Annotated in this window: 14 protein-coding genes; all 14 read right to left on the bottom strand. The window is 64.7% G+C overall.

Features of this window, described 5'->3' with window-relative positions:
• Positions 1-132: 132 nt before the first annotated feature.
• On the bottom strand, positions 133-585 hold the full coding sequence (locus CS062_RS14965; protein ID WP_099862410.1) for a hypothetical protein: 453 nt from the start codon (positions 583-585) through the stop codon (positions 133-135).
• Positions 586-595: 10 nt separating this feature from the next.
• Entirely contained in the window at positions 596-2,872 is a 2,277-nt protein-coding gene (locus tag CS062_RS14960) for a type VI secretion system Vgr family protein (RefSeq protein ID WP_099862409.1), read from the bottom strand.
• A gap of 195 nt (positions 2,873-3,067) precedes the next feature.
• Positions 3,068-4,393: a glycoside hydrolase family 5 protein gene (locus CS062_RS14955; protein WP_158238801.1), complete on the bottom strand. Its 1,326-nt coding sequence runs from the start codon at positions 4,391-4,393 to the stop codon at positions 3,068-3,070.
• A gap of 65 nt (positions 4,394-4,458) precedes the next feature.
• Positions 4,459-4,986: a hypothetical protein gene (locus CS062_RS14950; protein WP_099862407.1), complete on the bottom strand. Its 528-nt coding sequence runs from the start codon at positions 4,984-4,986 to the stop codon at positions 4,459-4,461.
• A 28-nt stretch (positions 4,987-5,014) separates the two neighbouring features.
• Positions 5,015-5,461: a hypothetical protein gene (locus tag CS062_RS14945; RefSeq protein WP_099862406.1), complete on the bottom strand. Its 447-nt coding sequence runs from the start codon at positions 5,459-5,461 to the stop codon at positions 5,015-5,017.
• Positions 5,451-5,990 (bottom strand): SMI1/KNR4 family protein, encoded by a 540-nt coding sequence (locus CS062_RS14940; protein ID WP_099862405.1) that lies wholly within the window; start codon positions 5,988-5,990, stop codon positions 5,451-5,453. The genes CS062_RS14945 and CS062_RS14940 overlap by 11 nt, the downstream gene beginning before the upstream one ends.
• 82 nt (positions 5,991-6,072) lie before the next feature.
• A complete protein-coding gene (locus CS062_RS14935) occupies positions 6,073-6,840 on the bottom strand; it encodes a cell division cycle protein 123 family protein (RefSeq protein ID WP_099862404.1) in 768 nt (255 codons plus the stop codon).
• Between the two features lie 152 nt (positions 6,841-6,992).
• The gene (locus CS062_RS14930) at positions 6,993-7,529 is read right to left on the bottom strand and encodes an SMI1/KNR4 family protein (RefSeq protein ID WP_099862403.1); all 537 of its coding nucleotides are present in this window, start codon (positions 7,527-7,529) and stop codon (positions 6,993-6,995) included.
• A 19-nt stretch (positions 7,530-7,548) separates the two neighbouring features.
• The gene (locus CS062_RS14925; protein WP_099862402.1) at positions 7,549-8,418 is read right to left on the bottom strand and encodes an HNH endonuclease; all 870 of its coding nucleotides are present in this window, start codon (positions 8,416-8,418) and stop codon (positions 7,549-7,551) included.
• A 25-nt stretch (positions 8,419-8,443) separates the two neighbouring features.
• Positions 8,444-9,073: a hypothetical protein gene (locus CS062_RS14920; RefSeq protein ID WP_143742353.1), complete on the bottom strand. Its 630-nt coding sequence runs from the start codon at positions 9,071-9,073 to the stop codon at positions 8,444-8,446.
• Entirely contained in the window at positions 9,045-9,686 is a 642-nt protein-coding gene (locus CS062_RS14915) for a DUF4123 domain-containing protein (protein ID WP_158238800.1), read from the bottom strand. Before CS062_RS14915 ends, CS062_RS14920 begins: the two co-directional genes overlap by 29 nt.
• A gap of 7 nt (positions 9,687-9,693) precedes the next feature.
• On the bottom strand, positions 9,694-10,053 hold the full coding sequence (locus CS062_RS14910) for a PAAR domain-containing protein (protein ID WP_099862399.1): 360 nt from the start codon (positions 10,051-10,053) through the stop codon (positions 9,694-9,696).
• 11 nt (positions 10,054-10,064) lie between these two features.
• Complete coding sequence (locus tag CS062_RS14905; protein ID WP_099862398.1) at positions 10,065-10,490, bottom strand: hypothetical protein; 426 nt, start codon at positions 10,488-10,490, stop codon at positions 10,065-10,067.
• Positions 10,491-10,585: 95 nt separating this feature from the next.
• On the bottom strand, positions 10,586-13,348 hold the full coding sequence (locus CS062_RS14900; protein ID WP_099862397.1) for a type VI secretion system Vgr family protein: 2,763 nt from the start codon (positions 13,346-13,348) through the stop codon (positions 10,586-10,588).
• Positions 13,349-13,400 lie beyond the last annotated feature (52 nt).

Here is a 13,400-nt window from a genome sequence, read left to right as displayed (position 1 = left end):
CGAGGTCCAGCAGCCCGGGCTGATCGAGCATCAGGCGTCGGGACGCCGCGCCGGTACCTGCGCGGGAGGCGCCGATCGGCGCGGCCGGTCCGGCCGCCGGCATCACGAGGGCGGAGTTCACGATCGACGCGCTCAGTTCATCTTGATCATCGGCGCCAGCAGCCGCAGCAGCCGGCGGCTGCGCGTGGCGAAGCTGGCACAGACGATCTCCACGTCGCCATCGGCGCCGAGACGCAGGCGGGATTGGCCGTTGCGCAGCACGATGTCGCCACGCGCCTCGAGGACGAGCGTCTCCGGTCGATCGGCGAAGGCCTTCGGGTCGGCCACCGGCTGCGCCTGGGCCAGTTGGCGCCCGATGCGGCCCAGCACGATGCCGCCGCCGGCGCCGTCCTGCCACACGAGCACCGCGTCGCCGCCGCTGCAGGCGGCGCCGGGTGCATCCGGCTGGAGCAGCTCGCAGCGCAGCAGGTCGCCACCGGGGAGCCGCACGCGCAGGCGGCCCTCGTCATCCACCTCGGTCACTTCGCCGCGGCACAGGGCCTGCGGTTGGCCGATGAGCGGCGCAAGATCGAAGGGGTTGGACATCGCGCCTCCTTCAGCTGTTCTGGTTGATGTTGGGCGAGCCCTTCAAGTCGAGGTTGCCCCCGGCCTTGATGCCGATCTTGCCGCTGCCCTGGATGGTGATGCTGGTGCCCTTGAGCGTGATGTCGCCGCTGCTCTTGAGGATCAGCTGGGCGGAGCCGCACTTGAGCACCAGCTCGGACGCCGCCTCGACGCCGGCCTTGGCCTTGCTGTTGACGCTGTAGTCGCCGCCCGACTGGAAGCTCATCGTCGAGCCCGACTGCGCCGCATAACTGGAGCCGGCCTTCTGGCTCATCTTGGCGCCGGCCTCGTGGTTCATGTTGGTGCCGGCGGACACGGCCTTGCTCAGGCCGACCTGCTCCGAGCTCAGGCCGCCGACGGCCACCACCTTCGCCGCGCCCACTTCCTGCATCAGCGCCGCGCCGATGGCCTGGTTCATCGCCGCGCCGACGGTGAGCGCATAGGCCGCGCCGATCGTCTCCGCCTTGAGCAGCGCGACGGTGACCGTCTGCGTGCTGCCGAAGCTCTGCGTGTCCGCCGCGCCCACCGTCAGCGTGCGGGTGGCGCCGATGCTCTCGACCTGGTTGGCGCCGACGGTCAGCGTCTCGTCCACGCCCACGGTCTTGCTGCGGTTGCTGCCCACCGTCATCGTCTGGTTGGACCCGATCGAGATCGTCTGGTCCACCCCGACCGTCTGAGTCTGGTTGTTGCCCACCGTCTCCGCGTCGTCGACATCGACGGTGTCGGTGCGGTTGTTGTGGATGGTCGAGGTCTGGTCGTGCTCGATCGTCGTGGCCATGTCGTACTGGCCGTGGATGGTGATCATCTCCTTGCCGGCGGTGTCGTCCATCGACAGCTCGTTGTAGCCGGCGCCCTTGTGGGTCTTGGACTTGATGCCGCTGATGACCGCGGCGGCCGGCAGGCCGTAGGGCGGCATCTGCTCGGCGTTGTAGACGCGGCCGGTGATGAGCGGCTGGTCCGGATCGCCCTCGACGAAATCGACCACCACCTCCTGCCCGATGCGCGGGATGGACACGCCGCCCCAGCCCTTGCCGGCCCAGGGCTGCGAGACGCGGATCCAGCAGGAGCTGGTCTCGTTGCGCTGGCCGCGGCGGTCCCAGTGGAATTGCACCTTCACCCGGCCGTACTTGTCGGTGAAGATCTCCTCGCCCGACGGGCCGGTGACGATCGCGGTCTGCGGGCCCGGCGCCATCGGCTTGGGCGTGCGGCGCTCGGGGCGGAACTGCTGGTCGGCGGGAATGGCGCTGAAGCGGCAGCGCAGGTCCGACTCGCCCGAGGCCGACTCGTTGGCGGCCTGCCGCAGCTGGATCGTCGTGCCGGTGACCAGGTACCTGGCGTTCTGGTCGTCGCGCGGATGCCGCTCCAGCGACAGCAGGTGGCCGGTGCGCACGCCCTGCGCATTGGTGTCGCCGTCGAAGCGAGCAAAGGCGGTCTGGATCTCGTCGAGGCGGTCCTCCGCATACTGCGCGCCGTCGCCGGCCTGCAGGTAGCCGCCGGGATAGTCGAACACCTCGCCGTCGGAGAGGTCGTAGTCGCGGGTGCGATCCTGGTGCGTCTCCAGCGAGCTGGACGGCCGCTCGAAGTCGAAGTCGGTGATGACGACCTTGCCGGGCTTCAGGCTCTCCTGCGTGACCCAGGTGTCGACGTATTCGAGTTCCGGCGGCACGTTGGCGGAGCTGCCGTAGAACGGCAGCGTCTCGCAGCCGGGCGCGCAGTCGTGCGCGGAGGCGGCGTCGGTCAGGACCAGCGTGTGGCCGGCCTCGTCATGGGTGAAGTACCAGTAGATGCCCTCGTTCTCGAGCAGGCGGGCGACGAAGTTGAAGTCGGTCTCGCGGTACTGGACGCAGTAGGTCCAGGGCCGGTAGGCCCGCATCAGCTTGAACTCGTGACGCGCCACCGGGTGGTCGTCGAAGACCGCCTTGACGATGTCCGGAACGGTCATCTCCTGGAAGATGCGGCAGTCCGCGGTGCGGGTGAGCAGCCACAGCCAGGGGCGCAGCGTCATCTGGTAGACGGTGTGCTTGCCCTCGAAGCCGGTCTGCGCGAAGCGGGTGACATAGCCGGCCAGCTGGCGCGGTGCGTCGTCGCGCAGCGCCATCGTCAAGGTGGCGGCCTTGCCCAGCAACTCGGACGCGCGGATGTCCTTGCGTTCGCTCAGCAGGGTCAGCGTGGTCTCGCCGAGGTCGCTCAGCGCCTCGCGCGACGCGCAAGCATGGACACGCAGGACATCGTCGCCGAGCGCGGTCTTGAGGCGGAATGGACTTGCCATGGGCGGACCGGAGGGGGACCCGGGGAGTGGTCCTTCACGGTAGGCCGGTGCGAGGAGCGCCGGAAGCGACCAAAGTCATTCGCGCGCCGCTCCCTTGTAAAGGGGTGAATCAGCCGGCGACCGCATGTCACCAGTGTGGGTGACGCCACAGAGACCACAGACGCCGCCGCGCCCTCCCCGCCCGGCGGCCCGGGTTCAGCGGCACACGCTGGCGTCGACGGCGGAGCCGTCCCACAGGCGCTTGAGGTTGTTGTACTTGTCGAGCGAGACGGACTGCCAGTCGTCCTGCAGGATGCCGCCGGTGTCACCGGAGTTCGGATTCCACGACCAGTAGAAGAAGTTGCGAACGCCCTTGCACTTCAACCAGTCGACGAACTTGACCTGCCACTGGCGGTCCTGGTCGGTGAAGCGTCCGCCGAACTCGCCCAGCACCACGGCGTTCCTGCCCATGAAGCGGCCGAGCTGGTTCTGCCAGATGGCCGGCATGTTGTCGGGGAAACCGGTGCCGTCGCGGAAATAGGGTTGGCCGCTCACCGACGGGCCGTAGAGGTGGGGCGACAGGACCAGGCGATGGCGCGAGATGCGGGTCTCGTCGATCGGATGACAGGCGGCGGGCTCGATGTTGCCGCCCCACCAATGGGCATCCGCGTGCTCGCAGCGCCCGTTGTTGTCGGACACGCCTTCGACGAACACCAGCAGGCGGGCATTGGTCGCGAGCACCGCGCTGCCGGCGCGCTCGGCGGCGAGTTTCCAGTCGCTGTCGATGTCGCCGGTGCCCCAGAAGGCGCCGCTGCCGCCGCTGCTGTGCGGCTCGTTCTTCAGGTCGATCGCGAAGACGTTGGGCACGTTGCGGTAGCGGTCGGCGACGAACTGCAGATCGGCCACCCACTGGTCCAGCGTGTAGCCGGGGATCTGCGGCGTCGTGGAGATCGCGTTGCAGTCCGGCCGGTGATGGTCGAGCAGGACATAGAAGCCGCGCGTCGCGAACTCCGCGACGATCCGGTCCAGCACCTGCAGCGGCGTCTTGTTGGCCAGGTCGGGATTGACGCTGGTGTTCAGCGCGCCGCTGGGCCGGCCGGTCGAATGCAGCGTCGCCGGGCAGAACGGCAGCCGAACCGCGTTGAAGCCCAGGTCCTTCATCTGGCCGATCATGTCCTTGTAGTTGCGCTGCCACAGGCCGTGGGCGACCAGGTCCGGCGTCTCGAAGCCAAACCAGTTGACGCCGCGGATCGACACCGCGGTGCCCTGGCTGTCGAGGATGCGGCCATCGGTGGCGACGCTGAATGGCGGTTTGAACTGGCCCGTCGCGGGCACGGACAGGTCTGTGGCGGACGCTGGCGCTGCCACAGGCGCTGCCTCGACCGGCGAATTCCAGCTGGTGCCAGCAACGGCGAAGGCCGCATTCGATTCGAGCTTGAACTGGCCGTTCCAGAAGCCGCTCGACCAGACATCCTGGGCCACATTCAAGCTGAGGGCCGCATACACGGGCGCGACGGTGCCGACGACCATGGCCACGGCCACGAGGCCGGCACGCTGAACGAAACGAGGGGAAACCGGGTGCATGGCGTTTGCCCGGCCCGCGCGCCTCAGAGCGACAGCGGGAGCGCGACGGTGAGCGTCAGCACAGCGCCGTCGTCGGCGTAGTCAGCGGTCAGCTCGCGGTCCTCGACCTGCCACTGCTCCCACTCGACGATGCCCTCGTCCTCTTCGCCATCGGACGGCTCGCCGTAGGCGGCGAGCGCCTGCTCGCGGGTCTCGACCGGTGTCGACGCGAAAGGCGCCTCGCCGGCGTAGGGCTCGACTTCCTCGCTGCCCTCGGGGTAGTAGAAGAGCGCGCTGAGCACATGGGTGCCAGGCCCCAACGGCTCGCCGAAGTCCACGGCATGGGTTTCACGCGGGGTGAACGACATCACGACGCCGAGTTCCTTGAGCAGGACGAATCCGGCGCGGATCTCCTTCTTGCGCTTCTGGGACAGCTCGGTCGGCGCCGGCGCGCCGGCAGGCGTGGTGTGCGCGAGGATCGAGGCGATCAGCGGCGCATCGACCTCGGTGAGGCCGAGGAGACGGTGGAGCTCGGGGAGCGACAGGGGGGCGGTGGCGTGGGTGTCGGTCATGGGGGCGAACGATAACGCGTCGCGGCGCTCACCAGGCGGGTCCGGCGATGAGGATGGTGCTCAGGCAGTCCTCGCGGCGCTCGGCGAAGCCGAAGGTCAGCTTGCCCCAGGGCGTGGGGCGGGACCAGACGGTTTCCTCGTTCAGGGAGCCGCCGCGGGGATGGCCGGTGATCGCGAGCCCCTCATGGCGACGGAGCACCTCCGCGCGCGGCACGCAGGAGCCACCGATCTTCAGCACGAGGCCCCAGGCGTTCGACGGATCGCGCCGGCTCATACGCAGAAAAGCTTCCTCGATCCGCACGCCCTCCGCGAGCGTCACCGGCCCGGCAAAGAAGCCGTCGGTCCAGGCGTTGTGAATGTCGCGCTGGACCACCGGGGATTGCAGCGCGGAGGCCAGTTTCGGCGCATCCAGGGGCGTCTGGCCAATCAGGAGCGAGAGCACGGCCCAGAGGTCCAGGGTGAGTTCAGTCGTCACGGTGCATCGGGCGCGCGGCCGCAAGGAAGGCGGTGAAGGAATCAGCGATGAAACCGATGTGGTCGTAAGACATGGGACACGGGATGTGGAAGGTTGACAGGAAGAAGACTCGCCCCGCCAACTCCCCCTCGACCCCTAACAGGAACAGCGATTTGCCAGCGTCCATGCCGATCGGCAGCAAGCCCGCCGGATGGAGATCCTTGTTCCAGACGATGTTGTCGTCCAGGTCGCATCCGCCCTTGTACGGCGATTCAATGTCCTTGCCTTCGAAGATGCTGAAAGTGCTCTCCAGACCGCATCGATCTCCATAGCTCTTGGCTGGCTTCCCTTCCCAATCCACATCGAACTCGACAGCCCGGAATCGTCCGTCCTCGTTCTGGAACATCGGCGAAGAGCCGCGGTGCGCCAGCAGATGCGCCGCATAGTCGGCGGACAGCTTCAGCTGATTGCGTCCCTCGAAAGCGAGGATGTCCTCGCGAGTGATGACGGGGTAGTCATGCACGAAGGGGAACACCAGTTTCCAGGTCATGTGAACTTGCTTCGCCGATTCAGAATCCGGGGGGCGGCAACTGCCCTTGACCACCGGCTGGGGAGTTCACCGTCCGAGGCTGTCAGTTGCACCGGAGCGACCCGTCGAAATCGTCGGGACGGCCCCAATCGAACCATCCCGCGTCAGTCATCGAATGCCAGGGATTGAGCTCGGAGAGAACGAGCCGCGGCGGCGCCATGTCGTCGAGCGCACGCCCATCCCACTCCGGCGCGACCACATCCGCCACCACGGCATCTCGTGGAAGGAGGCCGCTCCACGTCTGGACGTACTCGGAAATCAATCGGTGGAGAACGCCGGCCCGCGCGCGGACCGCTGGCGGCAGCGACGGTTGATTACGCAGATGAGAGATGCCAATCAAACGGCGACCGCGAATTAGGCAACGGAACTCCGCCCAAGGCTCGATGGGCACCCAGCGCCGCACGACGAGGATTGGAAGCACGCGGATGGCACCCAACATTGCCGCGTCTTCCTGGAAGCGCAGCGACTCTCGAAGGGAAGACATGGCCATCCATGGCGAAGCAAAGCGCCCTCGCATTCGCTGAAACAGCGACGAGTCCTTGCCACTGCGCCAATGAGTCCGAACGAACGCCTCACCGCCGAATGCCTCGAACGCAACCTCAAGCTTCTCGATCAACGCGCTGGCGGTCGGGTCGGCATAGCCCCACACCGGCCCGCGCCAAAGCGGGCCGCGACGCAGCAATTCAGACTGCGCTGCATCCAGGTGGACGAAGCGGGTATCAAAGGAGTGCGACAGCAGTTCTTCCGACCACTCCGTCAGTAGCGTCGGCTGGCAGTATTCGTAGAGCGAAGGCGGTATCGAGAACAACATCGCGTATGAATCGGGAGGCGTTCCAACGGAAGCGCCAGATTGTTACGAACCTCAAAGGCGCAATGTCATCCGCTTCGACCGAGGTGAATCCATTCATCCGCGGTACGTCACCGTCCCCTTAAGGCCGATCGGGTTATGCGCACTAGCCGATCTCAGTTCCTTTCGGCCGGGCGAGCCGATGCCATGAAGTCGGTGAACGTGGGAGCGATGAATCCGATGTGTTCGAAAGAGATGGGATCCGGCACATGGAAGGTGGAAAGAAAAAAGACTTTACCCGCATGCTCCTCATTCACCCCAAGCATGAACAGAGAGTTCCCCGCGTTCGATCCGACTGGGAGCAAGCCGGGGGGATAGAGGTGATCGTTCCAAAGAATGTTGTCGTCAAGGTCGTAACCGCTCTCGAATGCCGACTTTACGTTCTTGCCCTCGAAGAGGCTGAAGGTGGATTCCAAATGAACGATCGGACCACTCACCCGCGCCGGCTTGTCGCCCCATTCCACATTGAACTCAGCACGCGTGTACTCTCCGCGCTCGTTTTGGAACATGGGCAGCGATCCCCGATGGCGCACCAGGAAGTCCGCGTAGTCCTTGGGCAACGACAGCTGATTTCGCTCTTCGAATGCCCGCACGTCCTGCGCCGTTACTGTGGGATAGGCATCGAACTTCGGGAACACCATCTTCCAGGTCATTTGGACTTCCTTCTCAACATCAGAACTTAGGGTCGGTAACGATTGAGGCGCCACCGGTATGCGAGACGCCCGTGTGCGCTTCCTTCGGAATCAGTTGCATCGTCACACCGTCTTCCTTGTGGTGCCAGGTGTAGCCGTCGGGCACGGATTGCCCTGCCTGCGAATCGGTGGCGTTCTTCCCCGGCCAATGCTTATTCCCGGAGGATCTGCGCATCTCCTCCGCGGCAGCCTTGAAGTCGGCCCCATCCGGTCCTTGGCTCCCATTCATGTGGGGAATCTCGACATTGCTGGCAACCACCGGCTTTCCACCAAGTGTCGCTTTGTCGTAGTTCGGATAGCCATTCTCGTAAGGAACTTGCAGTTCGCCTTTCGGGGTCTGACGCACAAAGGTCCCGTCTCCGGGCGTACCGTTCCTCCATTCCTGCTTTGGAGGCTTGCTCTGTGGAAGACCGTGCACGCCGTACTTCTCATGCGGCCTGCAACCCGCGCACGCATCCTCGGCCTTCTTGCGCGCGTCCCTCACGCGCTTGGCCGCCAACTTCTTGTTGGCGAGTTTCACCGCGTCAAGCTTCTTGATGGTCGATGCGATGGCGTCCGTCAGTTCCTTGAGCTTCTTGATCGCCCGAGCCCCCTTGGCGGTCTTGGCCACCGCGTCACCCAGGTACGGAATCATCGACACCGCCGACAGTCCAGCACCGATCCAATCGCCCTTCGCTGCGCTCATCACGGCGCTGATGCCGTCACTGATCGGCGTCGGATCAACGATGCCCGCCGCGTCGACCGCGCCCTGCGCGATCTCCCATTCCTTGCTGCTGGTCAGCTTCTGGAGCTGTGACTCCAGCTTCGCGGCCTCGCCTGCGTTGTTGAGTTGTCCGAGTTCCTGTCCCACGCTCCCGCTCCTCTCAGTCGCGCGTTCAGGGACGCTTCTTCGGCAGGCTCTTGGCGACCTCCCGGGCTTTGGCGTCCCATTCCTCAGGCGTGGTCTCGCGACGCTTCTTGATGGCGTTCACCAGATCCTGCTTGGCCTGATCGAGTTCCTTCTGCGTCGCAGGCGGATACGGCCCCGGGCCCTGCGCCTGCTTCAGTCCGACGACCAGCTCCGCCCAATCGTCCGCAGTCGGCTGTTCGTCCGGCCCCAGGGGCTTCACCTTCGGCTGTGTCGGATCCTTCCAGTATTCGCCGTCGTAAAAGTCAGGCTCCGAGATCTCTCCCCAGAAGTCGTCGAAGTCCTCTTCGAAGATTCGCTCCCAGCGCACCTCGATCGGGAAACGGGCATCGCCGAGCACCCGCGCGATCATCGGGTGCTGATCGAAGTTCGGGGCCGACGCGAACATCACCAGCACGTACTCCATCAACTGCTCGTCGGTGGTCAACCCGTGCAGGAGCGCGCGCTTGAAGCCCGCGCGAATCGAGTCACGCAGCATGTCGTCGCTCTGTCGGTAACCGGGATGACTCTCGCGGACCACTGCCAGCGTCTTGTCGACGAAGGCTGGCATGTCCTGTTGCAGGAGCCGATCAAACTGCGATGCGGGAATCTGGGGCATGGGCCATCTCGTCTTGGGAGGCCGGGACTACCGGCAGCTGAATTGGGGTGAGCACAAGCCGATCCGAGACACCTTGCGCCTCGCGGCGCTCCGGTGTCGTGCGGACGAACACCCGGGCCCAGGCTCCCTCCTCGGCTTCGATCACGAACCATTCAAGGTGCTCGCGCAGCCAATCGTCGAGTTGCTCGTCGGAGCAGGTCGGCAGAAAGGCGCGCATCACGCGCGGGTCATAGAAGCGGAAGTACGCCCGACGCTCCTTGCCCGGCAAGTCCACGAACAGGAACTTGCGCAAATGGGTGAGCAGTTCGCCGGGCTCTGAGCGCGAGCCGATGAAGTAGCCGACGCTCTGCCCCCAGCCCTTCCTCAGGAGCGTGTCCAGCACGCGGCTGCCCTTGGCGACCTGGGCCAGATACGGCGCGTACGGCTTGTATATCTCCCCGGAGTGGCCGGCATACAGGCAGGTGTAGGGGCAGTCGCCCGTCTCGAGCAGCTTGACGACGCCCGGGTCGCGCGCCGCGTCCAGCAGCGCGAACACCGGAGTGCCGGACCTGAACAGCAGTTCGTGGAGGTATTCGGCCCGCGCCGCGCGGACCGATTGCGGCGTCTCGTCCACGTCCCGCTCAGTCGATGCTCTCGACGAACGGTGCGCCCGAGGCTGCAGCGTCGATCAGGCACTTCCCCTGCGCCTTCGCGCCGATCAAGACCGTCGGGAAGCCCGCGACGATCACGCCGCCATGCGCCGTTTTGTCGCCCAGCCGCGCCGCCGGCTTGCCACCGATCAGCACCGTCGACTCGCCTTGCACGATCGTGTCCGGAGGACCGACGCAGAAGGCCTTGTCGCCCTGGCGGGCCGCCGGCAGTCCGCCGATCAGCACCGTCACGCAACCGGGCGGCAAGATCGGCCCCCCTACGTGCGGCTTCGGGCCCGGGTCCACCATCGGGCAGGTGTGGGGATCGGTGACGCGTGCGGCAGGTTGCATAAATCGCCTCTTCAGTCAGTCTTGAAAACGACTGTGCGCAGGCAGTCTGGATTGCGCTCCGAGAAGCCAAAGCTGAGCTGCCCCCACGATTGCTTCACAGACCAACTGGTCTCTTCGTCGAGAGAACGACCACGGGGATGATCTGTCAACTCGAGCCCCTGGTTTCGACCGAAAACCTCCGCCTTCGTCACGCACTTGCCCGCGAACTTCAAGACCAGGAGACGCCGAGAGGCCCTTTCCCTGTTGACACGTAGATCGATAGACTCAATCTCGACATCATTCTTCAGCAGCACTGGACCACCTTCGAAAAAGGCCGTGAACTCGTTTGAGTCGGTCTCGCGAAGCACCGCACCCAGAATGGTTTGAATCGTGTCCCTTTCAAGAGGCATCCTGGTCGGCAAGTAGTCAACAAGTGTCCAGATGTCGAATGTCTTCATGGTTTTCTTCCGAGAGTCATCGCTTTCTCGCGCCGCCGCGCTGAGACCACCGATCAACAACGCCACAGTCGCGACACACAAGGTCCGGCGATAGATCAAGGCTTACCCCCATACGTCTTGTCATACCAACCACCATAGTAGTCGTTGTACGTCGGATGAGGTGGAATGGAAACCCGCTCTCCGTTGCCAAAGATGGACCCCATTGAGTCACGCGCCTTGGCGGCGTTTCCATCCTTGAGATACTGGTTGTACGCTGCCTCGTACTGCGGGTGATTCTTGGCATTGCCGGCAATACCAATGTCAGGACCACCATTGGCCAACACTTCGCGCCGCACTTGAATGTTCTTCATTGTCGCCGCGCCCTCGTCAGCCAAAGTGCCGCTCACATAAGCCTGCTTGCTCGATACATCCGCCTTGTAGGGATATTTCGCGTGGCCGACTTCGTGTGCCAAAACTTGGGCCGCTTGTTTGGGGTCGTTCTTCAGGGCGCCGTCGATCACAATTTCCTGACTCTGCCGATTCGCGTGCGACCCACCTCCGTTCGGACCGTACTTGACCTTCCAGTTGTCCTTCTTCAGTTCGGCCAGGTCCTTCTGCAACGTGGGCGACTTGCCGGCGATGTCATCAACGTCCTGCCCGAGATTCGTTTGGACCTGCCCCTTCGAATCCGGCGCAGCCACCGTCATCGCCGGACCGGCCGGGCAGTTGATCTTTACCAGCGGCGAGTTGATGTTGATCTCGCCAGCAGTCATCGTGATGGTGCTTGCGCCCACTGCGAGGACCAGCTTCGTGCTGCCTTCGATGAAGACTTCCTTGCCCTTCTCGGTGATCTTCTGCTCGCCGGTGATGGACAGGGTCTTGGACGCCGTGATCTTGATGTTGTCGCCGGCCGAAATGGATCGGCTCTTGGCGATCTGCTCGTTGTATGCCGCGCCGACCACCACGTTCATCAGGCCGCCAGTATTGAGGCTGTAGGCCGCCCCGACGTTGACCATGTAACCCAGGCCGACGTTGGTCATCTTGGCCAGGCCGACGTTCTGGATGTTGGTCATCCCGACCGTCTCGGTGAGGTGCTTGCCAACGTTGATCGACTGGTTCTTGCCGATGGTCGTCTTGTGGTTTTTGCCGATCGACTCCTGGTGGTTTTGGCCGATCGTATTGACGCGGTTCTGGTCGATCGTGATGGTCTCGCGACCGAAGACGTGCTCGGTCCGATCCTGCTTGATGTCGATCTGCTCATTGAGGTCGACGGTCTCGGTGCGATTGCCCTTGACCCGGACCGTCTCATGACGGTCGATCGTCTTCATCCGATCCTGGCCGACCCAATGCGTCTCGTCGTTCTCGACCTCGATGTCCTGGTTCTTCTCCGCATGAATCCAGAGCTGCTCGGCGCCCTGCTTGTCCTCGAAGCGGATCGCATTGGCATTGCCGTAGCTCCCGCCCTTGGTCGAGCGTGTCAGGAAGCCGCTCTGGGTGGCGTTGGCCGGCAGTTCCCATGGCGGCAGGTTCTCGCCGTTGTACGTCCGTCCGATGATGATGGGCGCGTCGGGGTCTCCTTCGATGAACCCGATGATCACTTCCTGCCCGATGCGCGGAATGTGAATACCGCCGAAGTTCGAGCCCGCCCAGGGATGCGCGACGCTTACCCAGCAAGAGCTGCGCTCGTCGCGCTTGCCGCGCCGGTCCCAATGGAACTGGACCTTCACCCGTCCGAATACGTCGGTATGGATCTCCTCACCGGCGGGGCCGGTGACGATCGCGGTCTGAGGACCGGCGACCAGCGGCTTGGGGGTACGCCGTGGCGGCCGGTACTGCTGGCTCGAAGGTATGCAGGAGAAGCTGCAACGCAATGATGTGTCGCCGGAGGCCGCTTCGTTTGCGGCCTGCTGCAACTGCAGCACCGTGGAGGTGACCAGGTACTCCGCGTTCTCGATGTCTCGGGGGTGCCTCGTCAACGTCAGCAGGTGGCCCGCATGCACACCTTGCGCATTGGTCGAGCCTTCATGACTCTGGTAGGCCGTCTGCAATTCATCGAGGCGATCCTCGGCGTACTGCGCGCCGTCGCCGCCGACGATGAAACCACCCGGGTAGTCAAAGATTTCGCCGTCCGACAGGTCGTAGTTCCGCGGCTGGCCACGGCTGGTCTCCAGGTCATTCGACGGGCGCTGGAAGTCGTAATCGGTGATGACGACCTTGCCGGGCTTGACGCACTCGGCGCTGTTCCAGCTCTGCACATACTCGAGCTGGGGCGCGGCCTGGGCGCCAGACCCATAGAACGGCAGCGACTCGCACCCCGGCTTCGCGTCGTGCCCGCTGGCCGAGTCGCACAGCACCACCTTGTGCCCGCTCTCGTCGTGCTCGACGTACCAGTAGATGCCCTCATGCTCCAGCAGCCGCGCCACGAAGTTGAAGTCGGTCTCGCGGTACTGCACGCAGTAGTTCCAGGTCCGGTACGGGCGCAGCAGCTTGAACTCGTAGCGCGCGACCGGATGGTCCTCGAACACCTGCTTGACGATGTCGGGCACCGACATCTCCTGGAAGATCCGGCAGTCCGAGGTGCGCGACAGCAGCCACAGCCAGGGCTTGAGCTGCATCTCGTAGACGCAGTGCTTGCCTTCGAAGCCCCGCTGCGCGAAGCGCGTCACATAGCCGCTCACGTGGCGCGGCGCATCCTCGCGCAGCGCGATCGTCAGCGTCGCCAGCTTGCCCAGCAGCTCGGAGGCCAGGATGTCCTTGCGCTCGCTCAGCAGCGTCAGCGTGGTGTCTCCAGCGTCGCTCAGGCCCTCGCGCGAGGTGCAGGAATGCACGCGCAGGACGTCGTCGGGCAAGGCGGTTTTGAGGCGGAACGGTGAGGCCATAGGTCTTCCAGGATCTCCCTGGCCGACACGGTAGGGGGCGCCTATCGCGCGC

This window comes from Roseateles chitinivorans (genome assembly GCF_002761755.1).
Taxonomy (GTDB): Bacteria; Pseudomonadota; Gammaproteobacteria; order Burkholderiales; family Burkholderiaceae_C; genus Roseateles; species Roseateles chitinivorans.
Note: the sequence above shows the minus strand (reverse complement) of the source record. Positions and strands in the feature narration are given on the sequence as shown.

Excerpts from the sequence above, each read along its gene's own strand:
- CS062_RS14950 (WP_099862407.1), bottom strand. The coding sequence starts at position 4,986 with ATGACCGACACCCACGCCACCGCCCCCCTGTCGCTCCCCGAGCTCCAC.
- CS062_RS14935 (WP_099862404.1), bottom strand. The coding sequence starts at position 6,840 with ATGTTGTTCTCGATACCGCCTTCGCTCTACGAATACTGCCAGCCGACG.
- CS062_RS14940 (WP_099862405.1), bottom strand. The coding sequence starts at position 5,990 with ATGACCTGGAAACTGGTGTTCCCCTTCGTGCATGACTACCCCGTCATC.
- CS062_RS14930 (WP_099862403.1), bottom strand. The coding sequence starts at position 7,529 with ATGACCTGGAAGATGGTGTTCCCGAAGTTCGATGCCTATCCCACAGTA.
- CS062_RS14920 (WP_143742353.1), bottom strand. The coding sequence starts at position 9,073 with ATGCCCCAGATTCCCGCATCGCAGTTTGATCGGCTCCTGCAACAGGAC.
- CS062_RS14900 (WP_099862397.1), bottom strand. The coding sequence starts at position 13,348 with ATGGCCTCACCGTTCCGCCTCAAAACCGCCTTGCCCGACGACGTCCTG.
- CS062_RS14910 (WP_099862399.1), bottom strand. The coding sequence starts at position 10,053 with ATGCAACCTGCCGCACGCGTCACCGATCCCCACACCTGCCCGATGGTG.
- CS062_RS14960 (WP_099862409.1), bottom strand. The coding sequence starts at position 2,872 with ATGGCAAGTCCATTCCGCCTCAAGACCGCGCTCGGCGACGATGTCCTG.
- CS062_RS14905 (WP_099862398.1), bottom strand. The coding sequence starts at position 10,490 with ATGAAGACATTCGACATCTGGACACTTGTTGACTACTTGCCGACCAGG.
- CS062_RS14965 (WP_099862410.1), bottom strand. The coding sequence starts at position 585 with ATGTCCAACCCCTTCGATCTTGCGCCGCTCATCGGCCAACCGCAGGCC.